Genomic DNA, 26,227 nt, shown 5'->3' with positions numbered 1-26,227 from the left:
CGAATGCTCGATGCCACCACCCGCTCTGGGGGCACCGCCACGGCCGCTCCCCCGGCCGCCGCCACGGAGCTCGGCTCCGCCGAGTTCGCCGCCCCCGAGTTCGCCGCCACGCCGACGGGTCTTGCCGCGCGCTGCACGAGAGCGCTGCTCTCGCCCTGGTCCCGGCTGGCCCTGCTCGTGACGCTCCTCATGGCCGCCGCCGCGACCGTGCTGCTCTTCCAGCCGCAGAAGCTGCTCGCCGACGGCTGGCCCCCACAGCTGAACGGTGCCGCGGCGGCCGTGGTGTTCGCGGTGGCGTACGGGCTGTGCACGGTCGCCTTCGTGCCCCGGCCGCTCCTCAATCTCGCGGCGGGCGCCCTCTTCGGCTCGCAGCTGGGGCTCGGTGCCGCGCTCACCGGCACGGTACTCGGGGCAGGGATCGCATTCGGACTCGGCCGGATCCTCGGACAGGACGCGCTACGGCCCCTGCTGCGCGGACGCTGGCTGAAGCTCGCCGACGGCCAGCTCAGCCGACACGGCTTCCGCTCGATGATGGCCGCGCGGCTGTTCCCCGGAGTGCCGTTCTGGGCGGCGAACTACTGCGCGTCCTTCTCCCGTATGGGCTACCTTCCCTTCCTCCTCGCCACGGCGCTCGGCTCGATCCCGAACACCGCGGCATACGTCGTCGCCGGCGCCCGCGCCTCGACGCCGACGTCCCCCGCCTTCCTGATCGCCATGGCCTGCATCGCCCTCCCGGCCCTGGTGGGAGCGGCCATCGCCTGGCGTAAACGCCACCATTTCACCTCGAAGAGGCCATGACTCAGTGGGTTGGACAAACCAACCCACCCCTACACTGGCCGTATGAAGGACGCCCGCCCCTGCTCGATCGCCGACACCCTCGCTCTCGTCGGCGAGAAGTACTCCCTGCTCGTCCTGCGCGAGGTGTCCCTGGGCGCCACGCGGTTCGACCAGTTGGTGCGCAACATCGGCGCTCCACGCGACGTACTCACGACCCGCCTCAAGCGGCTGGTCGGCGCCGGGATTCTGGAAAAGGTCGAGTACAGCGAGAAGCCGCGGCGCTTCGAGTACCGGCCCACGCAGGCCGGCCTGGAGCTGGAGCCGGTGCTCCTGACGCTCATGGCATGGGGCGACCGCCATCTCAACGACGGCGATCGCCCCATGGTGCTCGAACACGTCGGTGACAACGGATCCGTGGGCGGCCACGAACTGGTGCCGGTCGTCGTCTGCTCGGAGTGTGGCGAGGAGGTCCGGCACGACGACCTGGCGCCCCACCCGCAGGCCCCGGGATGGACGGTGACGGGGCCCGCGGTGGCATAGAGCCGCGCTTACGTTCCTTTACGTTCCCTGATACACGTCGAGCCGCCCGCACATCCCGAACCTGCCGTACGCCGACGGCTGCTCGGCGCGTACGGCGGCGTCGGCGAGGTGGGACACGTCACCCTTCTCCAACCGGTCGAGCTGATCCCCCGTGGCCGCGGCAGCCGCCTGCGCCCCACGTTCCCATCGCTCGCGCCACTCGGTGAGCCGGGGCCGTACGAGCGCGGCGGCGGCCCTGTGGAACGCGGCCAGCGCCTCGGGCCCGTCCGCGTCACGCAGCGCCCGGTAGCCCTCGAGGGCGAGGTCACGCCGGGCGCGGGCGATGCGCTCCCGCTCCTCCTCGGGTGCGTCCGCCGGGATGACGGTGGCGGCGGCGTAGGTCTCCGGGTCGGTCAGGTACTTCGGGGGCAGCGTGAGCACCGCGTCGCCCGCCTCCGGCAGGCCGTTGTTCTGCATGAGGACGGTGATGCGCAGGTCGTCCTCGTTGACGAGCCGGTGGATGGTGCCGGGCGTGAACCAGGCGACCGTGCCGGGTGCGAGGGGCGTCACCTCGTATCCGGACGTCGTCAGGGTCTGCACCGCGCCCCGCCCGCCGGTGACGACGTACGCCTCCGAACAGGTCAGGTGCAGATGGGGAGTGCCGCCGCACACCCCGTCCGCGGCGGGCCAGTCGTAGACGGACAGATGCGAGACGGCGACGGCTCCGGGAAGTCCGGCGAAGCCGGGGGCGGCGCTCACCACGGGTGCTCCTCCAGGTACTTGGCGATCTCCTCGCGCTCCCAGGCGCCGTCGGCGACGACGACGCGGTAGCGGCGGGTGAGGGTGTCGCCGGGCGCGAGCTCCAGTTCGTCGAAGAAGGCGAAGGACGGGGCGACGGCCGCGAACGGCTCGTTGCGGACGAACCAGTGGGCCGGGTGGGCGCCGCCCGCGCCGGTGTGATCGTTCTCCGGGGCGTGCGCGAAGACGAGGGTCGCATGCCCGTCGGTGACGTCGTGCTCGCCGGAGTACGCGAGCCAGGGCGCCTGCTGCCCCATCATCTCGGGCCCTTCGCTGTCGGGCCCGATGATGCGCCCGTCCCGGAAGGCGCGAGGGCCGCGCCAGAAGAGGCCCGTGTAACCGGCCATCTCCCGCCCGGCCGTCGTGGGACTGCCGAACCGCAGGGGCTCGTCCCGCCGGTTGGTGACAGCGGTCGTCCAGGTCAGCGCCCAGGACCCGGACGACGGGTCCACGTCATGCACCTCGATACGGCGCTCTTCGTCCGCCCAGAGCGTGCCGTCGTACGGATGCCAGGTGAGCCGCTCGGCGATGACAAAACGGCCACTGTCCGAGCCGACGGCGTCAAACTTGGCGTGCGCCATCGACCCGACGCGCTCCGGGAGTTCGAGATACCCCTGCCCGTGCACGTACGAGTTGCCGCCCCACAGGTTCGCCCCCGACAGATGCGAGGCGGTCATCTGGAGGCCCTTGTGCCAGCGGTGGTCGTTGGGCCGGTAGTCGGTGACAACGTTGCCCGCCAGGGTCCTGAGCGGATGCACGTACGGCTTCGGGGCCTCCCAGGCCGCCTCGGGGCCGTACACATAGCTGAACAGCTCGACGCCGGTGGTGGGTTCGGTGATCGTTATGCGGTCGCCGTGGGCATGGACGATGCGCAGTCCGTCCTGTGCGGTCATGCCGGTACCTCCTTCTCGTGCGTCGCCGGTGCCCAGCCGGGGGCGCCGCCGTGCAGGGCGGTGTAGTAGGGGTCGCCGGGGCCGATCTCGCCGGCCCGAACGGTCGTGTCCGTGAACGCCGACTTGTAGAGCGCGGTGATCAGCTCCAGGCTGGTGCGACCGTCGGCGCCGCTGCTGCGCGGACGCTCGCCCGCGCGCATGCTCGCGACCAGCTCCCGCAGCTGGGCCAGGTGTGAACTGGGCACGTCCGCGCCGAAGTTCTGCCAGGCGGCCACGTCCTCGGCCGGTGCGTCCGGCACCGGGATGACGCGCCAGTTGTCGTTGCTGTGGCCGTAGAGGTGGGTGAGTTCTACCGTCGCCCGCTCGCAGTCGATGCGGATGCGACTGACCTCGTCCGGGCTGAGCACGCTGTTGACCACAGTCGCGAGAGCACCGCTCTCGAAGCGTACGAGCGCGGTCGAGACATCCTCCGTCTGCACATCGTGCACCAGGCGTCCGGCCATGGCCCGTACCTCGGTCCACGGGCCGAGCAGGTCGAGCAGCAGATCCATCTGGTGGATGCCGTGCCCCATGGCGGGCCCGCCGCCTTCGGTCTGCCACTTTCCGCGCCAGGGCACCGCGTAGTAGGCGGCGTTGCGGTACCAGGTGGTCTGGCAGTGCGCCACGAGGGGCCGCCCCATCGCCTCTTCGGCGATCAGGCGTCGTACGTGTCTCGCGCCGGAGCCGAAGCGGTGCTGGAAGACGATCGAGGCGTACGGGCCGCCGTCGACCCCTTCCTCGGCCTCCACGGCGTCGAAGTCGGCGAGCGACGGCACGGGCGGCTTCTCGCACCACACCCAGGCACCGGCCCGCAGCGCGGCGACGGTCTGCGCACGGTGCAGGGTCGGCGGGGTGCACACGGAGACGAGGTCCGGGCGCTGTTCGGCCAGCATCCGGTCGAGATCGGTGTACGCGTGTGGGACGCCGCCCTCCGTGCAGAAACGCTTGACCGCTTCGGCGTCGATGTCGACCGCCGCGACGATCTCCACCTCGCCCTCGGCGGCGAGGGCGGCGAGGGCGGGCAGGTGACTGCCGGCGATGGCTCCGGTGCCGACGATCGCGGCCTTGATGCGGCGGCCGTCGAACGGGGCCGCGGGGCGCTTCTCGGACGAGGTCTGGTGCGGGATCGTCTTGCTGGGGGTTGCGTCGCGGGGGGTACGCATCTACGTGATCAGCACTCCATCGGACGTGACGTTCGGCTCTGGCGGACGCCCGCCGACCCCGGTTGGCCACCGATTGCAGCAAGCGCTTTCACTCCTCGCGGAAACGTAAGCGCCGAGGTCGGGGCGGGTCAACACCCTGTCCAGCGTTGCAGAGCGTGCACCGCTGTGCACCCGCGCGGGGCGTGCGCCGGTGCGCGCTGGGCAGGGCCCGGCCGCCCGCCCTTCCGCCGCGGGACGCTACGCTGCCCCGGTCGCGTCTGATCACCTCATACGGCAACACGGCGCGTACGTCCGCTTATTCGCTCCGCACCCGCCCTCGGCACTTGGATCACGTAACTTCATGTCTTGGTTTGAATCCCTCATCCTCGGACTCGTCCAGGGGCTGACCGAGTTCCTGCCCATCTCCTCCAGCGCACATCTGCGGCTGACCGCGGCGTTCGCGAGCTGGGACGACCCGGGGGCGGCTTTCACCGCGATCACCCAGATCGGCACGGAGACCGCGGTGCTGATCTACTTCCGCAAGGACATCGCGCGGATCATCTCGGCGTGGTCCCGCTCACTGGTCGACAAGACGATGCGAGGGGATCACGACGCGCGGATGGGCTGGCTGGTGATCATCGGCTCGATTCCGATCGGCGTGCTGGGCGTCACGTTCAAGGACCAGATCGAGGGACCGTTCCGCGATCTGCGGATCACCGCGACAACACTGATCGTGATGGGCATCATCCTCGGCGTCGCGGACCGTCTCGCCGCACGCGAGGAAGCCGGCGGCAAGCACCGGGTGCCGAAGGAGCGCAAGTCGCTCCAGGAGCTGACCGTCAGGGACGGCCTCGTCTACGGCCTCTGCCAGGCGATGGCCCTCATCCCCGGCGTCTCCCGCTCCGGCGCCACCATCAGCGGCGGCCTGCTCATGAGCTACAGCCGCGAGGCCGCGGCCCGCTACTCCTTCCTGCTCGCCATCCCGGCGGTGCTCGCCTCCGGCCTCTTCGAGCTCAAGGACGCCAGCGAGGGCGGGCATGTGTCGTGGGGGCCGACGATTTTCGCGACGATCATTGCTTTCTTCGTGGGTTACGTGGTCATCGCCTGGTTCATGAAGTTCATCTCGACCAAGTCCTTCATGCCCTTCGTCTACTACCGCGTCCTGCTCGGCATCGTGATCATCGTGCTGGTCAGCACGGGCGCCCTGAGCCCGCATGCGGCGGAGTCTGCGGGATGACAGCCGCCGGGCGACTGTCATCGTGACCAACCGCATACGTCTTGGGTAGTCGTTTGGTAGCGGGCTGTCAGCCCATGGGCCTACGCTTGTGCGCATGTCCCCCAATTCCGTGCCCCCTGGTTCCGTGCGGTCCGCTGCCGCGCTGAATGAGCAGATCCGCGCCTTATGGATACGTTCGGGCGGCTCCTTGTCACCTCAGGAGCGGGCGGAGTATGAGCTGCTGGTGGTGCAGTGGGCCGCCGCGGTTCGCGGTGAGGTCATCGAAGCGGCTTAGCTCCGCTGGTTTCGCAGTTCGGAAAGCCCGGGGGTTGCGGAGTTCTACGGCTGCGGGTCCGTTGTGGCTTGTCGCGCCCCGCGGCGGAGCCGCATATGTCACAGCCCCGCGCCCCTGAATGCGGCTGCGCCGCTCAACGGGCGCAGCCCGCGTTCAGCGGCCCCCCGCCACCCGTAGCACCGTCCCTGTCGCGTACGACGCCTCCGGGGACAGGAGCCACGCAATGGCCGCGGCGATCTCCTCGGGGGTGCCGGCTCGGCGGAGGGGAATCGTCGGGATCAGGCGGGACGGGCGGTCCGGATCGCCCATTGCGGCGTGCATGTCGGTGTCCACCAGGCCCGGCGCCACCCCGTTGACTCGGATGCCGTCCGGGCCCAGTTCCTTCGAGAGGCCCATGGTCAGGGTGTCGATCGCCGCCTTGGTCGCCGCGTAGTGGACGTACTCTCCGGGGCTGCCGAGTGTGGCCGCCCCCGACGAGACGTTGACGATGGCGCCGGTGCCACGGGGCACCATGTCCCGGGCAGCCCGGCGTGAACAGAGCAGCGTGCCGAGGAGGTTGACCTCCATGACGCGGCGCAGGTCCGCGGTCTTCGTGTCGATGAGGCGGCCGAGCCTGCCGGTCACCCCTGCGTTGTTCACCAGGCCCGTCACCGGGCCCAGCCGCTCCGCCGCGCTGTCGAAGAGCCCTTCTACGTCTCTCTCGTCGGAGACGTCGACGCGTACGGTGACGCAGCGCGCGCCCGTCTCGCGTACGGCGGTGGCGGTGTACTCGGCAGCAGCGTCGTCGTGCGCGTACCCCACCACCAGGTCGTGTCCGTCCGCCGCCAGCCGCAGGCAGGTTGCGGCGCCGATTCCGCGGCTGCCGCCTGTGACGACCGTGACGGGACGAGACATCCGGGCTCCCTCATGATCCATGTGTGTGTGCTGCCAACCATCGCAGGTCCGCCGGTACGTCAGTCCATGGGGTCCGTGCGTACCGGTTCGACCGTACGGACGGCACACGGCCGGTGAATATCGGGGCACACCCCTTGGCTCGGCCCGCCCCGTGGCCAACACTGAGCCGATGACGCAGCGTGTGGAACTGGCGACGGTGATGGACCGGCTCGCGGTCGACGGACTGATCACCGAGTACGCGGTGGCGGTCGACGACGGGGACTGGGAGGCGTACCGGGGCCTGTTCACCTCGGACGGGCGCGCGGACTATCGGTCCGCGGGCGGAATTGAGGGCGATGCCGGGCAGGTCGCCGAGTGGCTGGCGCAGACGATGGAGCTGTTCCCGATGCGGCAGCATCTGATCGTCAACCGCCAGGTGCGGTTCGGGCCGCTGGAGCATGACATCGGTGACACGGCCCAGGTGCGGGCGGACTATGTGAACCCGATGCGGTTCGCCGGTCACGACGGCGGATCCACGGCGCCGGACTTCGTGTGCGGCGGCCGTTACGACTTCGCGCTGCTGCGTACGGACGGTGGCTGGCGGCTGCGCGCGGTGGTCGTCAACGAGAAGTGGCGCCGGGCCCCGCAGAGCCGTCCTCAGCCCGCAGCGACCTGATCGGATACGCCCTTACGGAGATCGTCACCGTCGCGCACACTGGAGGTAGGCAACAGAGGTACGCACCGGGCGTCGGGGGACCGAGGGAGGCGCTGCATGCAACTGTCCGCCACTGACTGGCGCCGACGCCTGGAGTCCCCTCGGTGGCGCGGCGCCGCTGCCGCATTCGCCGGGGCACTGCCCATGCTGAGCTTCCCGCAGCCGTCCCTGTGGTGGTTCGCGTATGTCGCCCTGGTGCCGTGGATGCTGCTCGCGCGCTCGGCGCCGACGGCGCGGCGGGCGGCGTACGACGGCTGGCTGGGCGGGTTCGGTTTCATGCTGGCCGTGCACCACTGGCTGCTGCCGAGTCTGCATGTCTTCACGTTTGTCATAGCCGCCCTGCTTGGCGCTCTGTGGGCCCCTTGGGGCTGGCTGGTCCGCCGGTTCCTGGGGGGATTGCCCTCCCCCGGCAAGGTCGTTGCCGCGCTGTTCGTGCTGCCCTCGGGCTGGTTGATGGCCGAACTCGTGCGCTCCTGGGAGGGCTTGGGCGGGCCGTGGGGCATGATCGGCTCGAGCCAGTGGGAGGTGGAGCCGGCGCTGCGGCTCGCCTCGGTCGGCGGGGTGTGGCTGCTCAGCTTCCTGATCGTTGCCATGAATGTCGCGGTGGCCGTCCTCATCGCGATACGCCGGTCACGCCTCCCGGCCCTCGCCGCACTGGTGGCGACGGCCGTTGCCACCTCGGCCGCCTGGGTGTGGTCGCCACGCCCCGACGCCGACGGCCAGGTGCGGATCGCCCTGGTGCAGCCCGGACCGATCAACGGCGTTGCCGGCGCCGAGAAGCGGTTCGCGCGTGAGGAGGCGCTCACCCGGCAGCTGGCCGGGCAGGATGTGGATCTCGTCGTCTGGGGCGAGAGCAGCGTCGGCTTCGACCTCTCCGACCGGCCCGACCTCGCGAACCGGATCGCCGCGCTCTCCCGCGAGGTGGGCGCCGACATCATCGTGAACGTGGACGCGCGCCGCGCCGACCGGCCCGGCATCTACAAGAGCTCGGTGGTCGTCGGTCCCGAGGGTCCGACCGGCGACCGCTACGACAAGATGCGGCTGGTCCCCTTCGGTGAGTACGTTCCGTTCCGTTCCGTTCTCGGCTGGGCCACCTCCGTCGGCAAGGCCGCGGGCGAGGACCGCAGGCGTGGCACGGAGCAGGTGGTGATGAGCGTCGGCGACGGGATACGGGTGGGCCCGATGGTGTGCTTCGAGTCGGCGTTCCCCGACATGAGCCGCAATCTCACGCGGAACGGCGCCGACGTGCTGCTGGCGCAGTCGTCGACCTCGACGTTCCAGAACAGCTGGGCGCCGGAGCAGCACGCCTCGCTGGCGGCGCTGCGGGCCGCCGAGACGGGCCGGCCGATGGTGCACTCGACCCTCACCGGCGCCTCCGCCGTCTACGGCCCGAGCGGTGAGCGGGTCGGCGACTGGCTCGGCACGAGCGCGAGTGCCTGGGAGGTGTACGACGTACCGCTGGCCGGCGGTGTCACGCCGTACGCACGCTTCGGCGAGTGGCCGGTGTACGCGGCGTTGCTGATCCTCGCGGCCCTCGGCGCCACGCAGGGCATACGGTCGCTGCGGATCAGGCGGGCCGCTCCTGAACCGCACGTACCACCCGCTCGCACAGCTCATGGGTCGCCAGCGCATCCCGGGCGCTGAGCAGCTTCCCCGCCCGTACGGCGTCCAGGAAGGCGAGCACGGCCTGCTCGATACCGCGCTGCCGGGCCACCGGCACCCAGTCACCACGCCGCCGCACGGTCGGCTGGCCCTTGTGGTCGATGACCTCGGCGAGGTTGACGACCTGCCGCTTGGTGTCCTGACCCGACACCTCGAGTATCTCCTCGTTCGAACCGCTCAGCCGGTTCATCACACCGAGCGCTGTGAACCCCTCCCCCGCGAGCACCAGCACCACGTGGTGCAGCAGCCCGGCCTCGACCCGGGCCCGCACGGTCACGTCGTCGACCGGGCCTGGCACCAGGAACCGCAACGTGTCCACGACATGGATGAAGTCGTCGAGGATCATCGTGCGGGGATGCTCCGGCAGGCCGACGCGGTTCTTCTGCATCAGGATCAGCTCGCGCGGGTGGTCGGCGCACTGGGCGTACCCGGGTGCGTAGCGCCGGTTGAAGCCGACGGCCAGGCTGGTGTTCCGCTCCTCCGCGAGCCGCACCAGGCGCTCGCTGTCGGCAAGTTCGTACGCGATCGGCTTGTCGACATACGTCGCGACGCCGGCCTGAAGCAGTCGTCCCACGATCTCGGGATGCGCGAGGGTGGGCGCGTGTACGAACGCCGCGTCGAGGTCCTGGGCCAGCAGGTCCGAGAGGTCGGTGTGGCGACGCTCGGCCGGGATGTGGAGGCTGTCGGCGACCCTGGTGAGGGTTGCGGGCGTCTGTGTGTGCAGATGCAGTTCGAGGCCCGGCTGAGTGGTGAGTACCGGCAGATACGCCTTCAGCGCGATGTCACCGAGTCCGATGCAGCCGACCTTCACAGGGGTCTCCTCAGGGTCCGCAGGGGCGCCTTTGCGGGTCTCACGGGTGTGTGCCCGGTCCGAAGCATACGGCGGCTGTGGTGGCCGCCAGTCGGCGATGGAGTCGAAACTCCGCAGGAAGAGGCCCGGACCGGCCTTGGAGACCACCGCGACCGTGGCATTGCGCAGGACGATGCCCGGACGGCTGCGCATCGTGTTGAGGCGGGCGACGCCGACGGCCTTGCGGCCGATGGCCGTGGTACGCGGCTTGCGGTCCGCCGTGCAAGCGGCCAGGTCGGGCCCTTCGGAGTCGCTGCGGTCGGCCAGTACGACGGCGTCCTCGATCGCCTGGTTCCCGCCCTGTCCCAGCGTCGGCGGCATGGCGTGGGCGGCGTCGACGAGCAGGGCGACCCGGCCGCGGTGGAAGGCGGGCAGCGGCTCGACGAGGTGCGGGAGGGGCTGCGGGAGCGGATGGCCGGGATGCTGGGTGGCTGATCCGGGCGGGGCCCGGCGAAATCCCCTGGCGCTGCGTCAACGGGCGGGCGAGGATGCGCACATGACGACTGAACGCCGTGAGCCCGCCACCACCGCCGACGAGCGCACGATGCTGGAGGGCTGGCTGGACTACCACCGGCAGACCCTCGCATGGAAGTGCGAAGGCCTCACCGATGCCCAGCTCAGGACCGCCTCCGCGGAACCGTCCGAGCTGACCCTGATGGGGCTGGTGCGGCACATGGCGGAGGTGGAGCGAAGCTGGTTCCGCAGGGTACTGGCAGCTGAGGACGCCGGCCCGATCTACTTCACCGAGGAGGACCGCGACGGCGACTTCCACCTCTCCGAGACGGACACCTGGGAGGAGGCCTACGCCACCTGGCAGGCCGAGATCGAGAGCGCCCGGCGCAACGCGGCCCGTTTCGGCCTCGACGACATCTCCGAGGGCAAGCACCTGCGGACCGGCCAGCGGTTCAACCTGCGCTGGATCTACACCCACATGATCGAGGAGTACGCCCGCCACAACGGCCACGCCGATCTGATCCGTGAGCGCATCGACGGGGCCATCGGCGACTGAGGCACCCGTGCGGGCCGAGGCACCCCCGCGAGCCGTTCACCCGTGCGGGGCATCCTCCGCTTCGCGGCTCCCCAAGACCGGCCGGACACACCAGAGTTGCGCGGGTGCACCGATCCACGACCACCGCAACGCTCCTGGTCACCGTGGCCGTCTCGGCCGTCTCCGGCTGCGTGACCGTCCAGCACCCGCCCTCCCCCGGCGTACCGGCGCCTGCGAGCCGCCCGCCGGCACAACGGCCCGAGGTCAGGTCCGACCCGCACCTCGTGCAGGCCCCGGCCCACGAGGCCCTGGAACGCGTCGGCCCGCCCAGCCGCCCTTCCCCGTCGGCGGCGACACCTCGGACGACAGGACCACCGCCTCCCACGGCCGCCTCGCGCCGGACCCCTAGGCAACCGCCGAGGACCGCTGAGCCCGAGAGCCGCGAACGGCCTGCCGCGCGGCGCAGCGACCCACACGTCCCGCCCCGGCCGCGCCCGGCGAATCCGGGCGTGTGCGACCTGGGCCGAACGTACGGCGGCTGGCAGCCGGACAGCCCACAGGCGACCATCTGCGAGGAAACGTACGGGAGTTGAGCCCCGGCCCCCGGGGTCAGCCGGTCAGCCGGTCAGCCCAGCTTCGGGATCCGCCAGTCGACCGGGGTGTGGCCCTGCCGGGCGACCGCCTCATTGATCTGGTTGAACGGGCGCGAGCCGAAGAACTTCTTGGCGGACAGGGGCGAGGGGTGCGCGCCCTTCACCACGGCGTGCCGTTCCTCATCGATCAGGGGCAGCTTCTTCTGGGCGTAGTTACCCCACAGCACGAAGACCGCCGGGTCGGGCCGCGCGGCCACCGCCCGGATCACCGCGTCCGTGAACTTCTCCCAGCCCTTGCCCTTGTGCGAGTTGGCCTCGCCGCCACGCACCGTAAGCACCGCGTTGAGCAGCAGAACGCCCTGCTCGGCCCACGGCATCAGAAAGCCGTTGTCCGGGATCGGGGTGCCCAGCTCCTCGTGCATCTCCTTGTAGATGTTGCGCAGCGACGGCGGGACCTTGACACCCGGCCGGACGGAGAAGCACAGACCATGCCCCTGGCCCTCGCCGTGGTACGGATCCTGGCCGAGGATCAGTACCTTCACCCGCTCGTACGGCGTCGCGTCGAGCGCGGCGAAGACCTGCTCGCGCGGAGGATGGACGGGACCCTTTCCGCGCTCCTCCTCGACGAACTCGGTGAGCTCCTTGAAGTAGGGCTTCTGCAGCTCTTCGCCCAGGACGCCGCGCCAGGACTCGGGCAGCATGGCGATGTCGGTCACGTGAACTTCCTCCGTTGTGCGCTGACTCACGGCCGCAGTGTGCGTACGGCCAGGACGGCCGCGCTGGGCGCGGCCCGTCCTCAGAGCACAGAACCTACAGGCGCCCACTGACAATCGGGCCCGAGGGCGGAGCGGGCGGAGCTACCAGCTGGTCTTCCAGTACAGCTCCCACATCGCCATCATCGTCGCCGGGTCGATGGAGTTCTCGGCACCGGCGATTTCTTCGTTCGCGGCCACATACGACTTGCCCTGCCACAGCGGAATCAGCCGCGCGTCGTCGACGAGGATCGCCTGAGCCCTCTCGAACTGGGCGCCCACGGCGCCCCGGTCGCTCTCGCGGCGGGACGCGGGAATCAGTTCGTTCGTGATCTCGGGTGTCTCGTACGGGGTACCGAGCGCGTTCTGCTTGCCCACGAAGGGCGCGATGAAGTTGTCGGCGTCGGGGAAGTCCGGGTTCCAGCCGCGCCCGAACACCGGGTACTCGCCGTTCTGGTAGCCCGGCGCGTAGGTCTTCCAGGGGCGGCCCTTCAGCTTGACGGTGAACAGCTTGGAGGCCTCCAGCTGCCGCTTCAGCTCCTCGAAGGCCGGCTTGGTCTGCGAACCGTAGCGGTCGGTCGTGTACCAGAGGGTGATCGGGACGCGCTCGGTGATGCCGTCATCCGCGAGGATCTGCTTCGCCTTGGCGGAGCTGGGTTCGCCGAAGTTGTCGAAGAAGCCCGTGGTGTGGCCGACCAGGCCCTTGGGGATCATGGAGTACAGGGGCTCGACGGTGTCCTTGTAGATGTTGTGGACGAGCGCCGGACGATCGATGACCTGGGCGATCGCCTTGCGGACGGCGGGCTTCTTGGCCCACGGGTCCTTGGGGTTGAACACCAGGTAGCTGATCTCGGTGGTGGGGTTCTCGACGAGCTGGAGCCCCGTGTCGTCGCCGTTCTCCTGGATGTCCACGACGTCGGTGGCACCGAGACCTCGGTAGATGACATCGATCTGCTTCTTCTTGAGAGCGTCGACCACCTGGGACGACCCCGAGAAGTAGCGGATGGTGACAGCGTTGTTCTTGAGTTTCGCGATGCCCTTGTAGCTGTCGTTCTTGACGAGCTGGGCCTCCTTGCCGTCCTCGTAGGACTCCACGCGATACGGCCCCGCGCCGGTGACGTCGCCGTCCTCGCGGAGCTTGTCGGCGGGGTAGTGCTCGGGATCCACGATCGCCATGGCGGGCGTGGAGAGCACGAAGGGGAACGTCGCGTCGGGCTGGTTCAGATGGAAGACGACCTCGAGGTCGCCCTTGACCTCAACTCGCTCGAGGGTGGTCAGCAGACCGGCGGGGCCACCGTTGACGTTGATCTTCTTGATCCGGTCGATCGAGTGCTTGACGGCCTTCGAGTCCAACTTGTGTCCGTCGGAGAACGTCAGACCCTCGCGCAACTTGCAGCTGTACACCGAGCTGGAGCTGTCGGTGAACTTGCAGCTCTCGGCGGCGTCGGGCTCGGGCTTGGACGCACCGGCGGGGAAATTCAGCAGGGTCTGGTGGACATTGCGGAACAGCTCCCAGGAGCTGTCCCAGGCGGCCGCCGGATCAAGGGTGCTGGGCTGACTGGTCGTCCCCACGACGATCGGCTTCCCGTCGTCGGAAGAACCCGAGGAGAAGACACCGCATCCGGCGACCAGGGCTATGGACGTGATCGCCCCCAGCTGACGCAGGTACCTGTCCCGCTTGAACACGCGCACGCTCCTCGATCGGCCATACCACAAGGGTGGCCAGACGATACCGCAGCGCCGGGCCAGTTGGCGCGCCGCCCTGGCAGCGCGCTTGATCAGCGGGTATGCCCGCACGGTGTGAGAATGGTGTCACTCCTGTGCGCGACCCTAACCGGTGGGCGCCCGGGCGGCTTCGGCCGGGCCACCCGGGCGCCCTTCGCCTTCGTCAGCCGACCCCCGCGTTGAGGAAGATCCCGCCGTCGACGACGAGCGTCTGTCCGGTGATCCAGTCCGACTGCTCCGAGGTGAGGAACGCGGCGGTGCCCCCGATGTCCGACGGCATGCCGAGCCGGCCGAGCGGGTAGGCCGCGGCAGCTTCCTCCTCGCGGCCCTCGTACAAAGCCTTGGCGAACTGCGTCTTGACCACGGCCGGGGCGATCGCGTTGACGCGCACCTTGGGCGCGAACTCGTGCGCCAGCTGGACAGTCAGGTTGATCATGGCCGCTTTGCTGATGCCGTACGCGGCGATGAAAGGCGAGGGCGAGACGCCGGCCACGGAGGAGATGTTGACGATCGCACCGCCGTTCTCCCTCTGCCAGGCCTTCCACGTCTGCTGGGCGAACCCGAGGGCCGAGATGACGTTGGTCTCGAACACCTTGCGCGCGACATTGAGGTCCAGCTCGGCGATCGGCCCGAAAACCGGGTTCGTGCCCGCGTTGTTGACCAGGAAGTCGACGCGGCCGAACGCCTCCATGGTGCGCGCGACGGCAGCTGCCTGGTGGTCCTCATCGTGGGCCTTGCCCGCGACGCCGATGACGCGGTCGGCGCCGAGCTTCTCCACGGCCTCCTTGAGCGCATCCTCGTTGCGCCCGGTGATGCACACCCGATCACCGCGGGCGACCAGCGCCTCGGCGACGCCGTAGCCGATACCGCGGCTCGCGCCGGTGATGAGCGCGACCTTTCCCGAGAGTTCCACAGCGGTCATGTCTCTTTTCTCCGGCCCTAGTTGAGCGGTCCGCCGGCAACGTACAGCACCTGTCCGGAGACGAATCCGGTGTCGTCGCCCGTGAAGAAGGCGATCGCGCCCGCGACGTCGTCCGGCCTGCCGACACGCTGTACGGGGATCTGAGTGGCGGCCGCGGCCTGGAACTCCTCGAAGCCCATGCCGACGCGCTCGGCGGTGGCGGCGGTCATGTCGGTCACGATGAAGCCGGGCGCGACGGCGTTCGCGGTGACCCCGAACTTGCCGAGCTCGTGCGCGAGCGTCTTGGTGAAGCCCTGCAGACCGGCTTTGGCGGCGGAGTAGTTGGCCTGGCCGCGGTTGCCGAGCGCCGAGGAGGAGGAGAGGTTGACGACGCGGCCGAACTTGGCGTCCACCATGTACTTCTGGACGGCCCGCGTCATCAGGAAGGCGCCGCGCAGGTGCACGCTCATGACCGTGTCCCAGTCGGACGCGCTCATCTTGAAGAGGAGGTTGTCGCGGAGCACGCCCGCGTTGTTCACGAGGATGGTCGGCGCACCGAGCTCCTCGGCGATCCGCGTCACGGCGGCCTCGACCTGGGCCTCGTCGGAGACGTCGCAGCCGACGGCGATCGCCTTGCCGCCGGCGGAGGTGATCTTCTCCACGGTGTCCTTGCACGCGGCCTCGTCGAGATCGATCACCGCGACGGCACGCCCCTCGGCGGCCAGGCGTACGGCGGTCGCGGCGCCGATACCGCGCGCGGCACCGGTGACTACGGCGACCCGCTGCTCAGTGGTGGACATTGCTGTTTCTCCTCGCCTTTGAAAAGCCTGCTGCTCACACGGTTCGCCCCTCTGGTGAGCGACCGCTTAGTACCCCTCAGCGCAAGTGACGCTAGAAGCCCTGGCACTCGGTGTCAACGGAACACCACGCACATGTGATCCATCACCTCACCAGCAGGTCGAGAAGCCGCTCGACCTCGGCCTCTGGATCCACGGTGAGACCGGTGTGCACGGGACCCGGCTGGACGACGGTCGAGCGGGGCGCGATCAGCCAGCGGAAGCGCCGGCCCGCGTCGTCGCGCGCGGCCTGCCCCGCCGCCGCACCTCCGGCGCAGACACCCTCGACGGCGCGCAGCGCGGCGCGCACTCCCGACACGTCCGCCGCCGGGTCGAGCGCCCGCAGCTTGCCCTCGTCGAGATGCGTGCGCGCCGCCACGTACGACTTCGCGCGGCAGTAGACCAGCACGCCCGCGTTGAAGTACTCTCCCCGCTCGACGCGCGGCACCACGCGCAGCAGCGCGTACTCGTAGACGTCACGGCCGTCGCGCCCGCTCACTTCTCCCCCACCTCGCCGATCTCGATGCGTTCGTGAATCGTGGCGGCGCGCGCCAGCAGCGGCTCCGCGTACGCGCGCCTGAGCGCGTCAGCCGAGTCGAACCCCGGCTCGTCCGTCAGCCAGACCTCGGGGATCTCGGCGGTCACCTCGGCGAGCAGCTCCTCGGTGACGAGCGGCGCCAACTGAGCGGCCGCTGAAGCGATTTCGGGGCCGAAGGGCGCGAGCGCGTGGTCGGAGGCGTCGTACGGCCGGGCCGCGGAGGTGGGTGCGCCGGGCCAGTTGTGCTGCCAGATCATCGTGGCACCGTGGTCGATGAGCCACAGTTCGCCTTGCCACACAAGCAAATTGGGGTTACGCCATGATCGGTCCACGTTGTTGACCAGCGCGTCGAACCAGATGATCTTCCCGGCTTCCTCGGGGCTCACCCGGTGCGCGAGGGCGTCGAAGCCGATCGCGCGGGAGAGAAAGTCCATTCCGAGGTTCTGTCCACCGCTCGACTTGAGCAGCTCCTGTACCTCCTCGTCCGGTTCACCGAGTCCGATGACCGGATCGAGCCCGATCGTGACCAGTCCCGGCACGCGCAGACCCAGACGACGGGCGAGTTCACCGCAGACGACCTCCGCGACGAGGGTCTTCCGCCCCTGCCCGGCACCGGTGAACTTCATGACGTACGTTCCGAGATCATCGGCCTCGACGAGCCCCGGCAGCGAGCCGCCCTCACGCAGAGGCGTGATGTAGCGGGTCGCGCTGACTTCCTTGAGCATCGTCCCAGGTTACTGGGGTGCTGACGCTCCGCGGTCGATGAGGGACGCTCAGCGCCAGTGGTGGTGCATCACGTGCTTGGTCCGCGCGTAGTCGTCGAGGGTGTACGGGGACAGGTCCCGCCCGCAGCCGGGTGCGCTTGCAGCCATCCAGAAGTGGATCGACCGGGGACACTGATCCGGAACGGCCGTCGTCTGCCGGAAGGATCACTGTGACCACCCCGCACGAAGACCTGCCCCTCCAACTTGCCCGCACGAAACGCTTCTCGCTCGGCGTGCCCCGCGCTTTCACCGTCTCCCCCGACGGCGACCGCGTGCTCTTCCTGCGCACCGCGAGCGGTCGCTCCACGACCGGCTGCCTGTGGCTGTACGAGGACGGCGAGGAACGTCTGCTCGCGGACCCGCGCGGGCTCGGCGACGGCGGCGAGGTCCCGGAGGCCGAGCGGATCCGCCGGGAGCGGGCACGCGAGACAACGGGCGGGATCGTCTCGTACGCCACCGACGAGGCCGTACACCTGATCGTGTTCGCCCTCTCCGGCGACCTCTGGACAGTGCGCACGGACGGAAGCACGCCGCGCCGGATCCCCACGCCGGGCCCGGTCGTCGCCCCGCGCCCCAGCCCCGACGGCACCCGCATCGCGTACGTGAGTGACGGCGCCCTCCGCGTCGTACGCACCGACGGCACGGCCGACCGCGCGCTCGCCAGGCCGGAGCACCCGGAAGTGACGTACGGGCTTTCCGACCATGTCTCCGCCGAGTCGCTGGGCCGGACGCGGAGCTTCTGGTGGTCGCCGGACGGGGAGGCACTGCTGGTCGTACGCGTCGACAACTCCCCGGTCCAGCGCTGGTACATCAGCGACCCGGCGCACCCCACGCGCCCGCCGCGCGCCGTCCCGTATCCGGCCGCGGGCACCGCCAACGCGGAGCTGTCGCTGCAGGTGGTCGGGCTCGACGGAGACCGGGTCGAGGCGCGGCTTCCCAAGGAGGCCGAGGAGCATCCGGCGGGCGAGTGGACGGACGCGGCCTTCGAGTACGTCGTGGAAGCAGGCTGGGGCGACGGCGGCCCCTTCGCCGTCGTGCAGACCAGGGACCAGCGCTCGGCGTACCTGCTCCGCATCAACGCCTCGACCGGTGCGACCAGGACGCTGCACCATCAACGCGACGCTGCCTGGCTGGAGTTCGTCCCCGGAACTCCGGTCCACACCGCCGCCGGTCCCGTCCTCACCACGCAGGACGGGATCCGCGGACTGTGGATGCCGGCGACCGGAGTGCGTACGCCCGAGGACATGTACGTCCATGATCTGCTCGGCGTGGTCGGCGAACGGATCTTCTTCGTCGCCGGCCAGGAGCCGACCGAGTTCCACGTCTGGTCGTACGACCCGGCCGGCGGCTTCGTCCGGCTGACCGACGAGCCGGGCGTGCACAGCGCCGCCGTCGGGGGCGGCACGGTCGTCCTGGACAGCAGGACGCTCGACGGGCAGACGGTGACGGTGCTGCGGGACGGCAAACAGACCGGGCGGATCCGAGTGCTGTCCGAGCGGCCCGTGACCGAGCCGCGGCCCCGTTTCCTGACGCTCGGCGAGCGGGAACTGCGAGCGGCGCTCTACCTGCCGGAATCGTACGAACCGGAGTCGTACGAACCGGGGGCGCGTCGTCTGCCCGTGATCGTGCACTCGTACTCGGGGCCAGGCCTGCAGACCGTCGTGAAGGCAACGGCCTGGTGGCACGCGGTGAACCAGTGGTTCGCCGAGCAGGGCTTCGCCGTGCTGTCCGTCGACGGGCGGGGTACGCCAGGGCGTGACCGGGCATGGGAAACGGCCATCCACGGCGACCAGTTGACGCCCGTGATCGAGGACCAGGCGGACGCCGTGCGCGCGGCTGCGGACCTCTTCCCGGAGCTGGACACGAGCCGCGTGGCGATCCGCGGCTGGTCCTTCGGCGGCTACCTCGCGGCGGGTGCCGTACTGCACCGGCCCGATGTCTTCCACGCGGCCGTCGCGGGCGCGGCGCCGACCGATCTGCGCCTGTACGACACACACTGGAAGGAGCGCTTCCTCGGCCACCCGGACGTCCAGCCGGAGAACTACGAGCGCTGCTCCCTGGTGGCGCACGCGCACAAGCTCACGCGCCCCCTGATGCTCGTCCACGGAATGGCCGACGACAACGTGGCACCCGCGCACCTGCTGCGCTTCTCGGCGGCGCTGCTTGCGGCGGGCCGTCCGCACACGGTGCTGCCGCTGCCCGGTTCGACCCATTTGGTCACACAGGAAGGCGTGATAGATACGCTGCTCCGGCTTGATCTCGATTTCATCAAGACCGCGAGCACTCTGTGAACGACCCTCGTGACGTGCGCGTACACCTTGATGTGGATCAGCGCGCTCCGCGTTGGTCCGAAGCACATCTGTACATCTGTGGAAGGGACCGCCACATGTCCAGCGAATCGCTTCAGCCTGCGCCGGCAATCTGTCGCCGCACCATCCTTGCGGCACTCGGCGCGGCCGGTGCCGCCGCCGCGTTGACCGCGTGCGGAGGCTCCGACGACAGCCCGTCCGGCTCATCCGGCTCGTCCGAATCATCCAGCTCCGCCGGCCACGGCGGCGGCGAGGCGCTGGCCAAGACCAGCGAGATCCCCGAAGGCGGCGGCAAGGTTTTCGCCGACCAGGGTGTGGTCGTCACGCAGCCGACGGCCGGCGAGTTCAAGGCCTACTCGACGGTGTGCCCGCACCAGAAGCAGCGCGTGAACAGCGTTGACAACGGCGTCATCACATGTCCCGCCCACGGCAGCCAGTTCAGCGTCACGGACGGCGGCGTCAAGAAGGGGCCCGCGACCAGTGGGCTGACCGAGGAGAAAGTCATGGTCGACGGCGACTCGATCATGCTCATGTGATCCTGCGCGGACGCTTGAAACAGGCCAGCACCTCATCCGTGGTGGTGATCGTGGCCACCAGGGCGAGCGTGTTGCGGACCATCGCGGGGGTGTAGTCGGAGGGCACCCCCGCGATGGCGTCCCTGGGCACGACGGTGGTGTAACCGCGGTTGACGGCGTCGAACACGGCGTTGGGTATGGCCACATTGGCCGATACGCCGGTCACGATCAGTGCGCGGCAGCCCAGGTTGCGCAGCAGCGGGTCGACGTCGGTGCCCGCGATCGGCGACAGCCCGTGCAGCCGGCGCACGACGAGATCCTCGTCCGCGACCTCGATGGTCGCCGCGACGCGCACCGCCGTAGTCCCCGACAACTGCTGCACCGGCAACCGCTCCGCGGCGCGGAACAACCGGGCATTGTGATTGGCACCACGCCCGTCCGGCCGACGCTCGGCAATCGCATGGACCACCTGCACCCCACTCTCGTGCGCCCCCGCGACCAGCTGCGCGATCCGGGCCAGAACACCCGACGCACGCGCCTCCTCGGCCAGTTCGGGCAGCGCGCTTTCCGGCCCGACGACACCGTTCTGGCACTCGACGGTCAGCAGGACAGTGGTCGCTGGGTCGAGGAGTTCGCTGAGCTCTTCGTACGACGGCATGGCTCCCCCTGTCGCGGAAGACGGCTGGCGCTACGGTGGCGGGCGAGCGTAGCGGCCATTGCGTGAGGGCGGAAGACACCGCATGATTTCCTGACGCCCAGTCAGAAAGAGGGACCCACATGACCACCACGCAACGCCGGGGCCGAAAGATCATGATGACCCCCGAAGAACTGGACGAGTTCCTGACCACCCAACGCACCTGCCGGGTGGCAACCGTCTCGGCAGACGGCGCCCCTCACCTCAGCGCCCTCTGGTTCGCCTGGGACGGCACCTCCCTCTGGCTGTACTCGATCACCCGCAGCAAACGCTGGTCCGACCTGCGTAGGGACCCCCGCATCGCGGTGGTCGTAGACGCGGGCGACGAGTACGGGGAGCTGCGGGGCGTGGAGCTGTCGGGCACCGTCGAGTTCGTGGGCGAGGCACCGCGCACGGGCGAGCCGTATCCCGAACTCGACGCCGTGGAGCGCTTGTTCGCACGAAAGAACTTCACCCTGGACGAGATGCCCCACGACGGCAGACACGCATGGCTCCGCCTGACCCCGGAAGCAATCAAGTCATGGGACTTCCGCAAAATGGCTTCACTTTGAACACGGGCGTCCCGGTAGCGCCCTTTAAGGGGCGCGGGGCTGTATCAATCTGCGGCTCCGCCGCGGGGGCGCGACACGCCACAACGAACCCGCACTCGGCATAAATCCCTGCTTGTGGGGGGCCTGGGGGCGCAGCCCCCAGTTCCGGGAAGGGGCGGCTTGGGGAAAGAAGAAACCCCTACGAATCCCCCGCCACCCGCAACGCCTCCACCGCTGCCCGGACAGACGGCCGCCGATCCCCATCAGCACGCCAGACCGCGTACACGTGCCGGGTGACGCGCTGACGAACCGGCACCGTACGCACACCATCCGGCACCGCCCCCCGCCCAAGGCGAGGTGCAACGCACACGCCAAGCCCCGCAGCAACCAGCGCAAGCTGCGTTTGGTGCTCCTCCGCACGATGCGCGACAACAGGCTCTATCCCCTTGGCGCGAAGCGTGAAGAACAGCCACTCGTGGCAGAACTCCCCCTCGGGCCAGGCGATCCACTCGTCGTCGGCGAACTCCTCCAGGTCCACCTCGTCCCGCCCGGCAAGCGGATGCCCGGCAGGCATCGCCACATCGGCGGCGTCGTCAAGAAGCGAGGCCTTGACCAGCCCCTCCGGCACAGGCAACGGCTTGTTGTACCAGTCGAGCACGACCGCCATGTCGACATCGCCCCGGACCACGGCGAAAACGCCTTCTTCAGGCTCCAACTCCCGCGTCCGAACCCGCAGCCCAGGATGCTCGGCCCGCAGCGAGGCAAGCGCCGCAGGAAACAGCCCACGCGCGGCCGTCGGGAACGCGCAAAGCCGCAACTCCCCCACCACCTGCCCCCGCTGCGCCTCCAGATCGGACTGGGCGAGCTCGACCTGGGACAGAATCCGCGCGGCGTGATCGGCGAGCAACCGCCCCGCGTCAGTGAGTCGCACCCCCCGCCCGTTCTTGGCGACGAGCCGCTGCCCCACCTCCCGCTCCAGCTTGGCCATCTGCTGGGAAACGGCTGAGGTAGTGACATGCAGCCCTTCGGCCGCACGGCTGACCGAGCCATGCCGCGCAAGGGCGTCAAGAGTACGCAAGCGCTCCAGGTTCAACACGTAAGTGATGCTACGAGGTACCGCGAAAAAAGTCTCGCTTGTACTACGAGATAGCCCAGACCATCGTGGTCGACATGAGCGCCTCCACCCCTAGTCGCCCGCACTCCGGGACCCTTTCTCCCACCCGAGCCCGAACCCCCGCCCACAGCCCCACTTCTCCACCCAACACCACCGCACCGAAGCCCCGCCGAGCCCTCGACTGGCGCGTCCGCTTCGGCATCCTCTCCCTCATCTGGGGCTTCAGCTTCCTGCTGATCAAGGTCGGCACGGAAGGGTACGCACCCTTCCAAGTGACCCTCGGACGGCTGGTGTTCGGCACCCTGGTGCTCGCGACCGCGCTGGCCTGGAAGCGAGAGCGGCTACCGCGCGGGACGCGCACCTGGGCGCATCTGGCAGTCGTGGCGTTCTTCCTCAACGCACTCCCCTTCTCCCTGTTCGCGTACGCCGAGCTGACGATCCCGTCCACGCTCGCGGGGATATGCAACGCGACGTCGCCCCTGTGGGGCATGACCCTGTCGCTGGTCGCCCTCTCCGAGGACCGGCCCACCCGCCACCGGGTCGCCGGTCTCGGCATCGGCTTCCTCGGCGTACTCACGGTGCTCGGTGCCTGGCAGGGCTTCCACGGTCTCGACGCCACGGGCACGGCGCTGGCCCTGCTGGCCTCGCTCAGCTACCCGATCGGCTGGATCTACCTCCGGCGCACGCTGGCCGGCTCCAGCAACTCCAACCTCTCACTGACCGGCGCCCAATTACTGCTGGCGACAGCCCAGTTGGCCGTGGTCACGCCGCTGTTCACCACCTTGCCGAACCGGTTCGCGGTCCTGCCCCTGCTCGCGATCGTCGCACTGGGCGCGCTGGGCACGGGCGTCGCCATGCTGGTCCAGTACGGCCTGGTCGCCGAGGTCGGCCCGACGACGGCCCAGATGGTCACGTACTTCATCCCGGTCATTGCCACGGCCGCGGGCGTCGCGATCCTCGGCGAGTCGCTGACCTGGTCGACACCGGTGGGCGCGGCCATCGTGCTCGCGGGCGCGGCACTCACGCAGTCCCGGCCCAAGTCACAAGCGTAGGGGGCGAGTTCAGACGTAACGACGCGCAGGCGCCGGGTCGATGGCGGAGGCGACCGCGTCCGCCAACGGCCCGATGTCGTGCGCGGCGAGCGTCGAGACGGTGATCCGCAGGCCGGGCGGCGAGCTCACCCGGAAGCCGGCGCCCGGCGCGACGGCCCAGCCGGAGTGCAGCAGCCGTGCGACGGGCCCGGTCTCGTCCGGCACGGGTACCCACACGTTCATCCCGCTGCGTCCGTACGCCTCGATGCCGCGCTCCGCGAGCGCGGCGATCAGCGCGTCCCGCCGCCGCCCGTACGCCGCCGCCACCTCCCGTACGTCCACCGCACCGCTCACCCACAGCCGCACGACGGCCCGTTGCAGCAGATGACTCACCCACCCCGGCCCCAGCCTCTGCCGCCCCTGGACGCGGTCGGCGGTGACGGGATCACCGGTGAACACGGCGAGCCGCAGGTCAGGACCGTATGCCTTGGCGGCCGAGCGCACGAAGGCCCAGTGGTGGGTGACTCCGGCCAGCGGGTGCAGGGGCAGGTCGACGATGCGATGGCCGTGGTCGTCCTCGATGAGCAGGGTCTGAGGGTGCTCCTCGATCACGGAACGCAGGGCACGCGCGCGCGTGGCGCTCACGGCGGCGCCGGTCGGGTTCTGCGCGCGGTCGGTCACGATCAGCGCACGGGCACCCGAGCGCAGCGCGCGCCGTACGTCGTCGGGCAGCGGCCCTTCGTCGTCGACACCGACCGGGAGCGTACGCAGCCCGAGCGCCGGGGCCAGGTCGAGGACGCTGCGCCAGCCGGGATCCTCGACGGCGACCGCGTCCCCGGGCCTGAGGTGGGCGGCCAGCACGCGCTCGATGGCGTCGAGCGCTCCGGAGGTGACGGTGACGGGCCCGTCCGGCACCCCGTCCGCGTCCAGGTCCGCGCGCGCGAGCCGCGCCAACTCCGGTTCCACGGCGGCCTCTCCGTAGAGCTCCGGCTCACGGTCCGCGTGCGCCGCTGCCGCCGCGAACGCCTCGGTGAGTGCGGGCAGCAGGGCGGGATCCGGGTTTCCGTCGGACAGGTTCCGTACCCCGGGCGGCACCTCCAGGCGGGAGAGCTCACGGGCCGTCGTGACCGGCTTGGGGCGTACGCGGCTGCCGCGCCGGCCCGCGGTCTCGATGACCCCACGCTCCCGCAGCGTGCGATACGCGGCCGCGACGGTATTGGGATTCACGCCAAGATCGGCCGCCAACTCCCGCATGGGCGGAAGCAGTTGACCGGGCTCAAGGCCTCCCGTGCCCACCGCGCGCTCGACGCTGGCCGCAATCTCGGCTGCGCGCCTTCCCTCGATCCGATACTCTCCTAGCACAAAGCACATTATGCACTAGTGCAATACATTCAAGCAAGCGTGCACGACGAGCACACGAACGACCGAGCACACGCAACAACACGGAGAGCTGGAGACCCCGATGACGCAGACGACCCCGCGGCCCGCCGCCTACACCCCGACCGACCGCACCGTCCCCACCCGCTCCCGCAAGCGTGCCGCGTACGACCACGAGACGGTGCACTCGATACTCGACGAGGGGTACGTCTGCCATCTGGGCTTCGTCCGAGACGGAGCGCCGGTCGTGCTGCCCACGTTGTACGGCCGGATCGGTGAGCGGCTCTATGTGCACGGCTCGACAGGTTCGCGTCCGCTGCGGATGGCGGGCCAGGCCGAGCCGGGGCTCCCGGTCTGCCTCACCGTCACGCACGTCGACGGTCTGGTGCTGGCCCGCTCGGCCTTCCACCATTCGCTCAACTACCGCTCCGCGGTGGTGCACGGCATCGCCCACCAGGTGACGGATGCCGACGAGAAGCGCGAAGCCCTCGACGCCCTGGTGGACCAGGTGGTCCCGGGCCGCTCGCAGGACTCCCGGCCCGCCAACGACAAGGAGCTGGCCGCCACCGCCGTACTGCGACTCGACCTGGGCGAGGTCTCAGCCAAGCTCCGTACGGGCGGCCCCAACGACGAGCCCGAGGACCTGGGCCTGCCGCACTGGACCGGAGTGGTGCCGCTCCACAAGGGATACGGCACCCCCGTCCCGGCCGACGACCTGGCCCCCGGCGTCGAACTGCCCGACTACCTGACGACGCTCTGAGGCTCCTCCTCGAGTGCCTCCCGCATACGCTCCGCGCCGTCTCGCGCCTCCGCGACCGCGAGTCCCGCGACCGACCCGAGCATCAGCAACGTACCCCCGAGCGTCGCCGCGGTGAGCCGCTCGCCGAGCAGCCCCACGGCCAGTACCGCCGCACTCACCGGCTCCAGGAGCATGATCACGGAGACGGTGGCCGAGCGGACGACGGCGGCCCCCGCGAAGTACAGGGCGTACGCGAGGGCGGTCGGGATGGCGGCGACATACGCCAACAGGGCCAGAACAAGGGCGAGTTCGGTGGTGTGCGGCACCAGGCCCGCGGTCAGGCCGAAGGGCAGCAGGCACAGCGTCGTGACGGCGAACGCGCCCACGGTGGTGGAGGACGCGTCGGCCCCGCCGTCACGCCCCCACCACCGGGTCAGCAGCGTCATCACGGAGTACCCGGCGGCGGACGCGAGCGCGAGCGCGACACCCCAGGGCCGTACCGTCGCACCTTCGCCGCCCAGCACCAGCACCGCGAGCCCGGCGAGCGCACCGATGACGGCGGCGGTGCCGCCCCGCCCGAGCCGCTCGCCCATGGTCAGCCGCGCCCCGAGCGCGATGAGCACGGGACCGGCGCCGAGGGTGACGACGGTGGCCACGGCGAGTCCGGTCGCCTCGACGGCGGCGAAGTAAGCGGTCTGGAAGACGGCAAGACCGAGCCCGGTGATCCCGATCCGCAGCAGGGTCGTACGAGGACGAAGGCGCGGCCGTGCGGTGCGACGCGGCCGGGGCCGCAGCAGCCGGGCGGCGAGGAGCAGGAGGAGTCCGCCCGCGCAGCGCCAGAACGACAGGGCGATGGGGCCCATGTCGCTCGCCCGGTAGATGAGCGAGGCGGCCGCGCCCGCGGTGCCCCAGGCGGCACCGGCGACGGTCAGATAGAGGAGGCCTCGCCCGATGGGCAGGCCGGAAGCAGCATTCGACACGTGTTCTCTCCGCAGATACGCAGTTCGGAAAGGACCACGTCACGCGCAGAGCAGAGCGGCGC

The 26,227-nt window shown here is 70.0% G+C and carries 27 protein-coding genes; 12 read left to right on the top strand and 15 right to left on the bottom strand.

Features of this window, described 5'->3' with window-relative positions:
* Nucleotides 1–3 precede the first annotated feature (3 nt).
* The gene (locus tag ACGFNK_RS42090) at nucleotides 4–798 is read left to right on the top strand and encodes a TVP38/TMEM64 family protein (protein WP_393425531.1); all 795 of its coding nucleotides are present in this window, start codon (nucleotides 4–6) and stop codon (nucleotides 796–798) included.
* Nucleotides 799–840: 42 nt separating this feature from the next.
* On the top strand, nucleotides 841–1,317 hold the full coding sequence (locus ACGFNK_RS42085; protein WP_393425528.1) for a winged helix-turn-helix transcriptional regulator: 477 nt from the start codon (nucleotides 841–843) through the stop codon (nucleotides 1,315–1,317).
* Nucleotides 1,318–1,335: 18 nt separating this feature from the next.
* Here ACGFNK_RS42085 and ACGFNK_RS42080 read toward each other — a convergent pair whose 3' ends face one another.
* Genes ACGFNK_RS42080 through ACGFNK_RS42070 form a run of 3 tightly spaced genes read right to left on the bottom strand, consistent with a single transcriptional unit; the run spans nucleotide 1,336 to nucleotide 4,189 of the window.
* Nucleotides 1,336–2,058: a cupin domain-containing protein gene (locus ACGFNK_RS42080; protein ID WP_386343498.1), complete on the bottom strand. Its 723-nt coding sequence runs from the start codon at nucleotides 2,056–2,058 to the stop codon at nucleotides 1,336–1,338.
* Nucleotides 2,052–2,987: a PmoA family protein gene (locus ACGFNK_RS42075; protein ID WP_393425524.1), complete on the bottom strand. Its 936-nt coding sequence runs from the start codon at nucleotides 2,985–2,987 to the stop codon at nucleotides 2,052–2,054. Before ACGFNK_RS42075 ends, ACGFNK_RS42080 begins: the two co-directional genes overlap by 7 nt.
* Entirely contained in the window at nucleotides 2,984–4,189 is a 1,206-nt protein-coding gene (locus tag ACGFNK_RS42070) for a Gfo/Idh/MocA family protein (RefSeq protein ID WP_393425521.1), read from the bottom strand. The genes ACGFNK_RS42075 and ACGFNK_RS42070 overlap by 4 nt, the downstream gene beginning before the upstream one ends.
* A 340-nt stretch (nucleotides 4,190–4,529) precedes the next feature.
* On the opposite strand from ACGFNK_RS42070, the gene ACGFNK_RS42065 reads away from it, so the two are divergent.
* A complete protein-coding gene (locus ACGFNK_RS42065; RefSeq protein ID WP_393425518.1) occupies nucleotides 4,530–5,405 on the top strand; it encodes an undecaprenyl-diphosphate phosphatase in 876 nt (291 codons plus the stop codon).
* A 94-nt stretch (nucleotides 5,406–5,499) separates the two neighbouring features.
* Complete coding sequence (locus tag ACGFNK_RS42060) at nucleotides 5,500–5,679, top strand: hypothetical protein (RefSeq protein WP_393425515.1); 180 nt, start codon at nucleotides 5,500–5,502, stop codon at nucleotides 5,677–5,679.
* A gap of 153 nt (nucleotides 5,680–5,832) precedes the next feature.
* On the opposite strand, the gene ACGFNK_RS42055 is transcribed toward ACGFNK_RS42060, so the two are convergent.
* Nucleotides 5,833–6,573: an SDR family NAD(P)-dependent oxidoreductase gene (locus ACGFNK_RS42055; RefSeq protein WP_393425512.1), complete on the bottom strand. Its 741-nt coding sequence runs from the start codon at nucleotides 6,571–6,573 to the stop codon at nucleotides 5,833–5,835.
* Nucleotides 6,574–6,742: 169 nt separating this feature from the next.
* Between ACGFNK_RS42055 and ACGFNK_RS42050 the strand changes: the two genes are divergently transcribed.
* Both ACGFNK_RS42050 and lnt read left to right on the top strand, forming a co-directional pair.
* Nucleotides 6,743–7,228, top strand: coding sequence for a nuclear transport factor 2 family protein (locus ACGFNK_RS42050; protein WP_393425509.1), 486 nt, complete (start codon nucleotides 6,743–6,745; stop codon nucleotides 7,226–7,228).
* 96 nt (nucleotides 7,229–7,324) lie between these two features.
* Nucleotides 7,325–8,911: an apolipoprotein N-acyltransferase gene (gene lnt / locus ACGFNK_RS42045; RefSeq protein WP_393425506.1), complete on the top strand. Its 1,587-nt coding sequence runs from the start codon at nucleotides 7,325–7,327 to the stop codon at nucleotides 8,909–8,911.
* Here the strand turns inward: lnt and ACGFNK_RS42040 are convergent.
* Complete coding sequence (locus ACGFNK_RS42040; protein ID WP_386343511.1) at nucleotides 8,835–9,740, bottom strand: Gfo/Idh/MocA family protein; 906 nt, start codon at nucleotides 9,738–9,740, stop codon at nucleotides 8,835–8,837. The genes lnt and ACGFNK_RS42040 overlap by 77 nt on opposite strands.
* Nucleotides 9,741–10,275: 535 nt before the next feature.
* On the opposite strand from ACGFNK_RS42040, the gene ACGFNK_RS42035 reads away from it, so the two are divergent.
* Entirely contained in the window at nucleotides 10,276–10,788 is a 513-nt protein-coding gene (locus ACGFNK_RS42035; protein ID WP_393425503.1) for a DinB family protein, read from the top strand.
* 604 nt (nucleotides 10,789–11,392) lie between these two features.
* Here the strand turns inward: ACGFNK_RS42035 and ACGFNK_RS42030 are convergent.
* The 6 genes from ACGFNK_RS42030 to ACGFNK_RS42005 form a co-directional block, all read right to left on the bottom strand.
* A complete protein-coding gene (locus ACGFNK_RS42030) occupies nucleotides 11,393–12,076 on the bottom strand; it encodes a uracil-DNA glycosylase (protein WP_393425500.1) in 684 nt (227 codons plus the stop codon).
* 141 nt (nucleotides 12,077–12,217) lie between these two features.
* Nucleotides 12,218–13,798 carry an ABC transporter substrate-binding protein gene (locus ACGFNK_RS42025; RefSeq protein ID WP_393425497.1) on the bottom strand — a complete coding sequence of 527 codons (1,581 nt, stop codon included), beginning with the start codon at nucleotides 13,796–13,798 and terminating at the stop codon, nucleotides 12,218–12,220.
* Nucleotides 13,799–14,000: 202 nt separating this feature from the next.
* Complete coding sequence (locus ACGFNK_RS42020; protein ID WP_386357150.1) at nucleotides 14,001–14,759, bottom strand: SDR family oxidoreductase; 759 nt, start codon at nucleotides 14,757–14,759, stop codon at nucleotides 14,001–14,003.
* Nucleotides 14,760–14,776: 17 nt separating this feature from the next.
* Nucleotides 14,777–15,538: a 3-oxoacyl-ACP reductase FabG gene (fabG, locus tag ACGFNK_RS42015; protein ID WP_393425495.1), complete on the bottom strand. Its 762-nt coding sequence runs from the start codon at nucleotides 15,536–15,538 to the stop codon at nucleotides 14,777–14,779.
* A 142-nt stretch (nucleotides 15,539–15,680) separates the two neighbouring features.
* Nucleotides 15,681–16,073 carry a DUF3037 domain-containing protein gene (locus ACGFNK_RS42010; protein ID WP_393425492.1) on the bottom strand — a complete coding sequence of 131 codons (393 nt, stop codon included), beginning with the start codon at nucleotides 16,071–16,073 and terminating at the stop codon, nucleotides 15,681–15,683.
* Nucleotides 16,070–16,837 carry a HipA family kinase gene (locus ACGFNK_RS42005; protein ID WP_393425489.1) on the bottom strand — a complete coding sequence of 256 codons (768 nt, stop codon included), beginning with the start codon at nucleotides 16,835–16,837 and terminating at the stop codon, nucleotides 16,070–16,072. The genes ACGFNK_RS42010 and ACGFNK_RS42005 overlap by 4 nt, the downstream gene beginning before the upstream one ends.
* A 209-nt stretch (nucleotides 16,838–17,046) precedes the next feature.
* On the opposite strand from ACGFNK_RS42005, the gene ACGFNK_RS42000 reads away from it, so the two are divergent.
* Both ACGFNK_RS42000 and ACGFNK_RS41995 read left to right on the top strand, forming a co-directional pair.
* A complete protein-coding gene (locus tag ACGFNK_RS42000; RefSeq protein ID WP_393425486.1) occupies nucleotides 17,047–19,167 on the top strand; it encodes a prolyl oligopeptidase family serine peptidase in 2,121 nt (706 codons plus the stop codon).
* A 95-nt stretch (nucleotides 19,168–19,262) separates the two neighbouring features.
* Nucleotides 19,263–19,721 carry a Rieske (2Fe-2S) protein gene (locus tag ACGFNK_RS41995; RefSeq protein ID WP_393425483.1) on the top strand — a complete coding sequence of 153 codons (459 nt, stop codon included), beginning with the start codon at nucleotides 19,263–19,265 and terminating at the stop codon, nucleotides 19,719–19,721.
* On the opposite strand, the gene ACGFNK_RS41990 is transcribed toward ACGFNK_RS41995, so the two are convergent.
* A complete protein-coding gene (locus ACGFNK_RS41990) occupies nucleotides 19,714–20,358 on the bottom strand; it encodes a cysteine hydrolase family protein (protein WP_393425480.1) in 645 nt (214 codons plus the stop codon). The two genes, ACGFNK_RS41995 and ACGFNK_RS41990, sit on opposite strands and share 8 nt — an antisense overlap.
* Nucleotides 20,359–20,477: 119 nt before the next feature.
* Between ACGFNK_RS41990 and ACGFNK_RS41985 the strand changes: the two genes are divergently transcribed.
* Nucleotides 20,478–20,945: a pyridoxamine 5'-phosphate oxidase family protein gene (locus ACGFNK_RS41985; protein ID WP_393425477.1), complete on the top strand. Its 468-nt coding sequence runs from the start codon at nucleotides 20,478–20,480 to the stop codon at nucleotides 20,943–20,945.
* Nucleotides 20,946–21,123: 178 nt separating this feature from the next.
* Here ACGFNK_RS41985 and ACGFNK_RS41980 read toward each other — a convergent pair whose 3' ends face one another.
* Nucleotides 21,124–22,020 carry a LysR family transcriptional regulator gene (locus ACGFNK_RS41980; protein WP_393425474.1) on the bottom strand — a complete coding sequence of 299 codons (897 nt, stop codon included), beginning with the start codon at nucleotides 22,018–22,020 and terminating at the stop codon, nucleotides 21,124–21,126.
* Between the two features lie 38 nt (nucleotides 22,021–22,058).
* Between ACGFNK_RS41980 and ACGFNK_RS41975 the strand changes: the two genes are divergently transcribed.
* Complete coding sequence (locus ACGFNK_RS41975; protein ID WP_393425471.1) at nucleotides 22,059–23,090, top strand: DMT family transporter; 1,032 nt, start codon at nucleotides 22,059–22,061, stop codon at nucleotides 23,088–23,090.
* A gap of 9 nt (nucleotides 23,091–23,099) precedes the next feature.
* Here ACGFNK_RS41975 and ACGFNK_RS41970 read toward each other — a convergent pair whose 3' ends face one another.
* Nucleotides 23,100–24,431 (bottom strand): aminotransferase class I/II-fold pyridoxal phosphate-dependent enzyme, encoded by a 1,332-nt coding sequence (locus ACGFNK_RS41970; protein ID WP_393425468.1) that lies wholly within the window; start codon nucleotides 24,429–24,431, stop codon nucleotides 23,100–23,102.
* Between the two features lie 100 nt (nucleotides 24,432–24,531).
* Between ACGFNK_RS41970 and ACGFNK_RS41965 the strand changes: the two genes are divergently transcribed.
* Nucleotides 24,532–25,206, top strand: coding sequence for a pyridoxamine 5'-phosphate oxidase family protein (locus tag ACGFNK_RS41965; RefSeq protein ID WP_393425465.1), 675 nt, complete (start codon nucleotides 24,532–24,534; stop codon nucleotides 25,204–25,206).
* Here ACGFNK_RS41965 and ACGFNK_RS41960 read toward each other — a convergent pair.
* On the bottom strand, nucleotides 25,188–26,165 hold the full coding sequence (locus ACGFNK_RS41960; protein WP_393425462.1) for a DMT family transporter: 978 nt from the start codon (nucleotides 26,163–26,165) through the stop codon (nucleotides 25,188–25,190). The genes ACGFNK_RS41965 and ACGFNK_RS41960 overlap by 19 nt on opposite strands.
* Between the last annotated feature and the right edge of the window lie 62 nt (nucleotides 26,166–26,227).

The sequence above is a fragment of the Streptomyces sp. NPDC048825 genome (assembly GCF_043198355.1).
GTDB lineage: Bacteria > Actinomycetota > Actinomycetes > Streptomycetales > Streptomycetaceae > Streptomyces > Streptomyces xiangluensis.
This window is presented reverse-complemented; position numbering and strand designations above follow the sequence as displayed.

Excerpts from the sequence above, each read along its gene's own strand:
- ACGFNK_RS42090 (WP_393425531.1), top strand. The coding sequence starts at position 4 with ATGCTCGATGCCACCACCCGCTCTGGGGGCACCGCCACGGCCGCTCCC.
- ACGFNK_RS41965 (WP_393425465.1), top strand. The coding sequence starts at position 24,532 with ATGACGCAGACGACCCCGCGGCCCGCCGCCTACACCCCGACCGACCGC.
- fabG (WP_393425495.1), bottom strand. The coding sequence starts at position 15,538 with ATGTCCACCACTGAGCAGCGGGTCGCCGTAGTCACCGGTGCCGCGCGC.
- ACGFNK_RS41990 (WP_393425480.1), bottom strand. The coding sequence starts at position 20,358 with ATGCCGTCGTACGAAGAGCTCAGCGAACTCCTCGACCCAGCGACCACT.
- lnt (WP_393425506.1), top strand. The coding sequence starts at position 7,325 with ATGCAACTGTCCGCCACTGACTGGCGCCGACGCCTGGAGTCCCCTCGG.
- ACGFNK_RS42050 (WP_393425509.1), top strand. The coding sequence starts at position 6,743 with ATGACGCAGCGTGTGGAACTGGCGACGGTGATGGACCGGCTCGCGGTC.
- ACGFNK_RS42060 (WP_393425515.1), top strand. The coding sequence starts at position 5,500 with ATGTCCCCCAATTCCGTGCCCCCTGGTTCCGTGCGGTCCGCTGCCGCG.
- ACGFNK_RS42055 (WP_393425512.1), bottom strand. The coding sequence starts at position 6,573 with ATGTCTCGTCCCGTCACGGTCGTCACAGGCGGCAGCCGCGGAATCGGC.
- ACGFNK_RS41995 (WP_393425483.1), top strand. The coding sequence starts at position 19,263 with ATGTCCAGCGAATCGCTTCAGCCTGCGCCGGCAATCTGTCGCCGCACC.
- ACGFNK_RS42085 (WP_393425528.1), top strand. The coding sequence starts at position 841 with ATGAAGGACGCCCGCCCCTGCTCGATCGCCGACACCCTCGCTCTCGTC.
- ACGFNK_RS42065 (WP_393425518.1), top strand. The coding sequence starts at position 4,530 with ATGTCTTGGTTTGAATCCCTCATCCTCGGACTCGTCCAGGGGCTGACC.
- ACGFNK_RS42005 (WP_393425489.1), bottom strand. The coding sequence starts at position 16,837 with ATGCTCAAGGAAGTCAGCGCGACCCGCTACATCACGCCTCTGCGTGAG.
- ACGFNK_RS42020 (WP_386357150.1), bottom strand. The coding sequence starts at position 14,759 with ATGACCGCTGTGGAACTCTCGGGAAAGGTCGCGCTCATCACCGGCGCG.
- ACGFNK_RS41985 (WP_393425477.1), top strand. The coding sequence starts at position 20,478 with ATGACCACCACGCAACGCCGGGGCCGAAAGATCATGATGACCCCCGAA.
- ACGFNK_RS42075 (WP_393425524.1), bottom strand. The coding sequence starts at position 2,987 with ATGACCGCACAGGACGGACTGCGCATCGTCCATGCCCACGGCGACCGC.
- ACGFNK_RS42070 (WP_393425521.1), bottom strand. The coding sequence starts at position 4,189 with ATGCGTACCCCCCGCGACGCAACCCCCAGCAAGACGATCCCGCACCAG.
- ACGFNK_RS42035 (WP_393425503.1), top strand. The coding sequence starts at position 10,276 with ATGACGACTGAACGCCGTGAGCCCGCCACCACCGCCGACGAGCGCACG.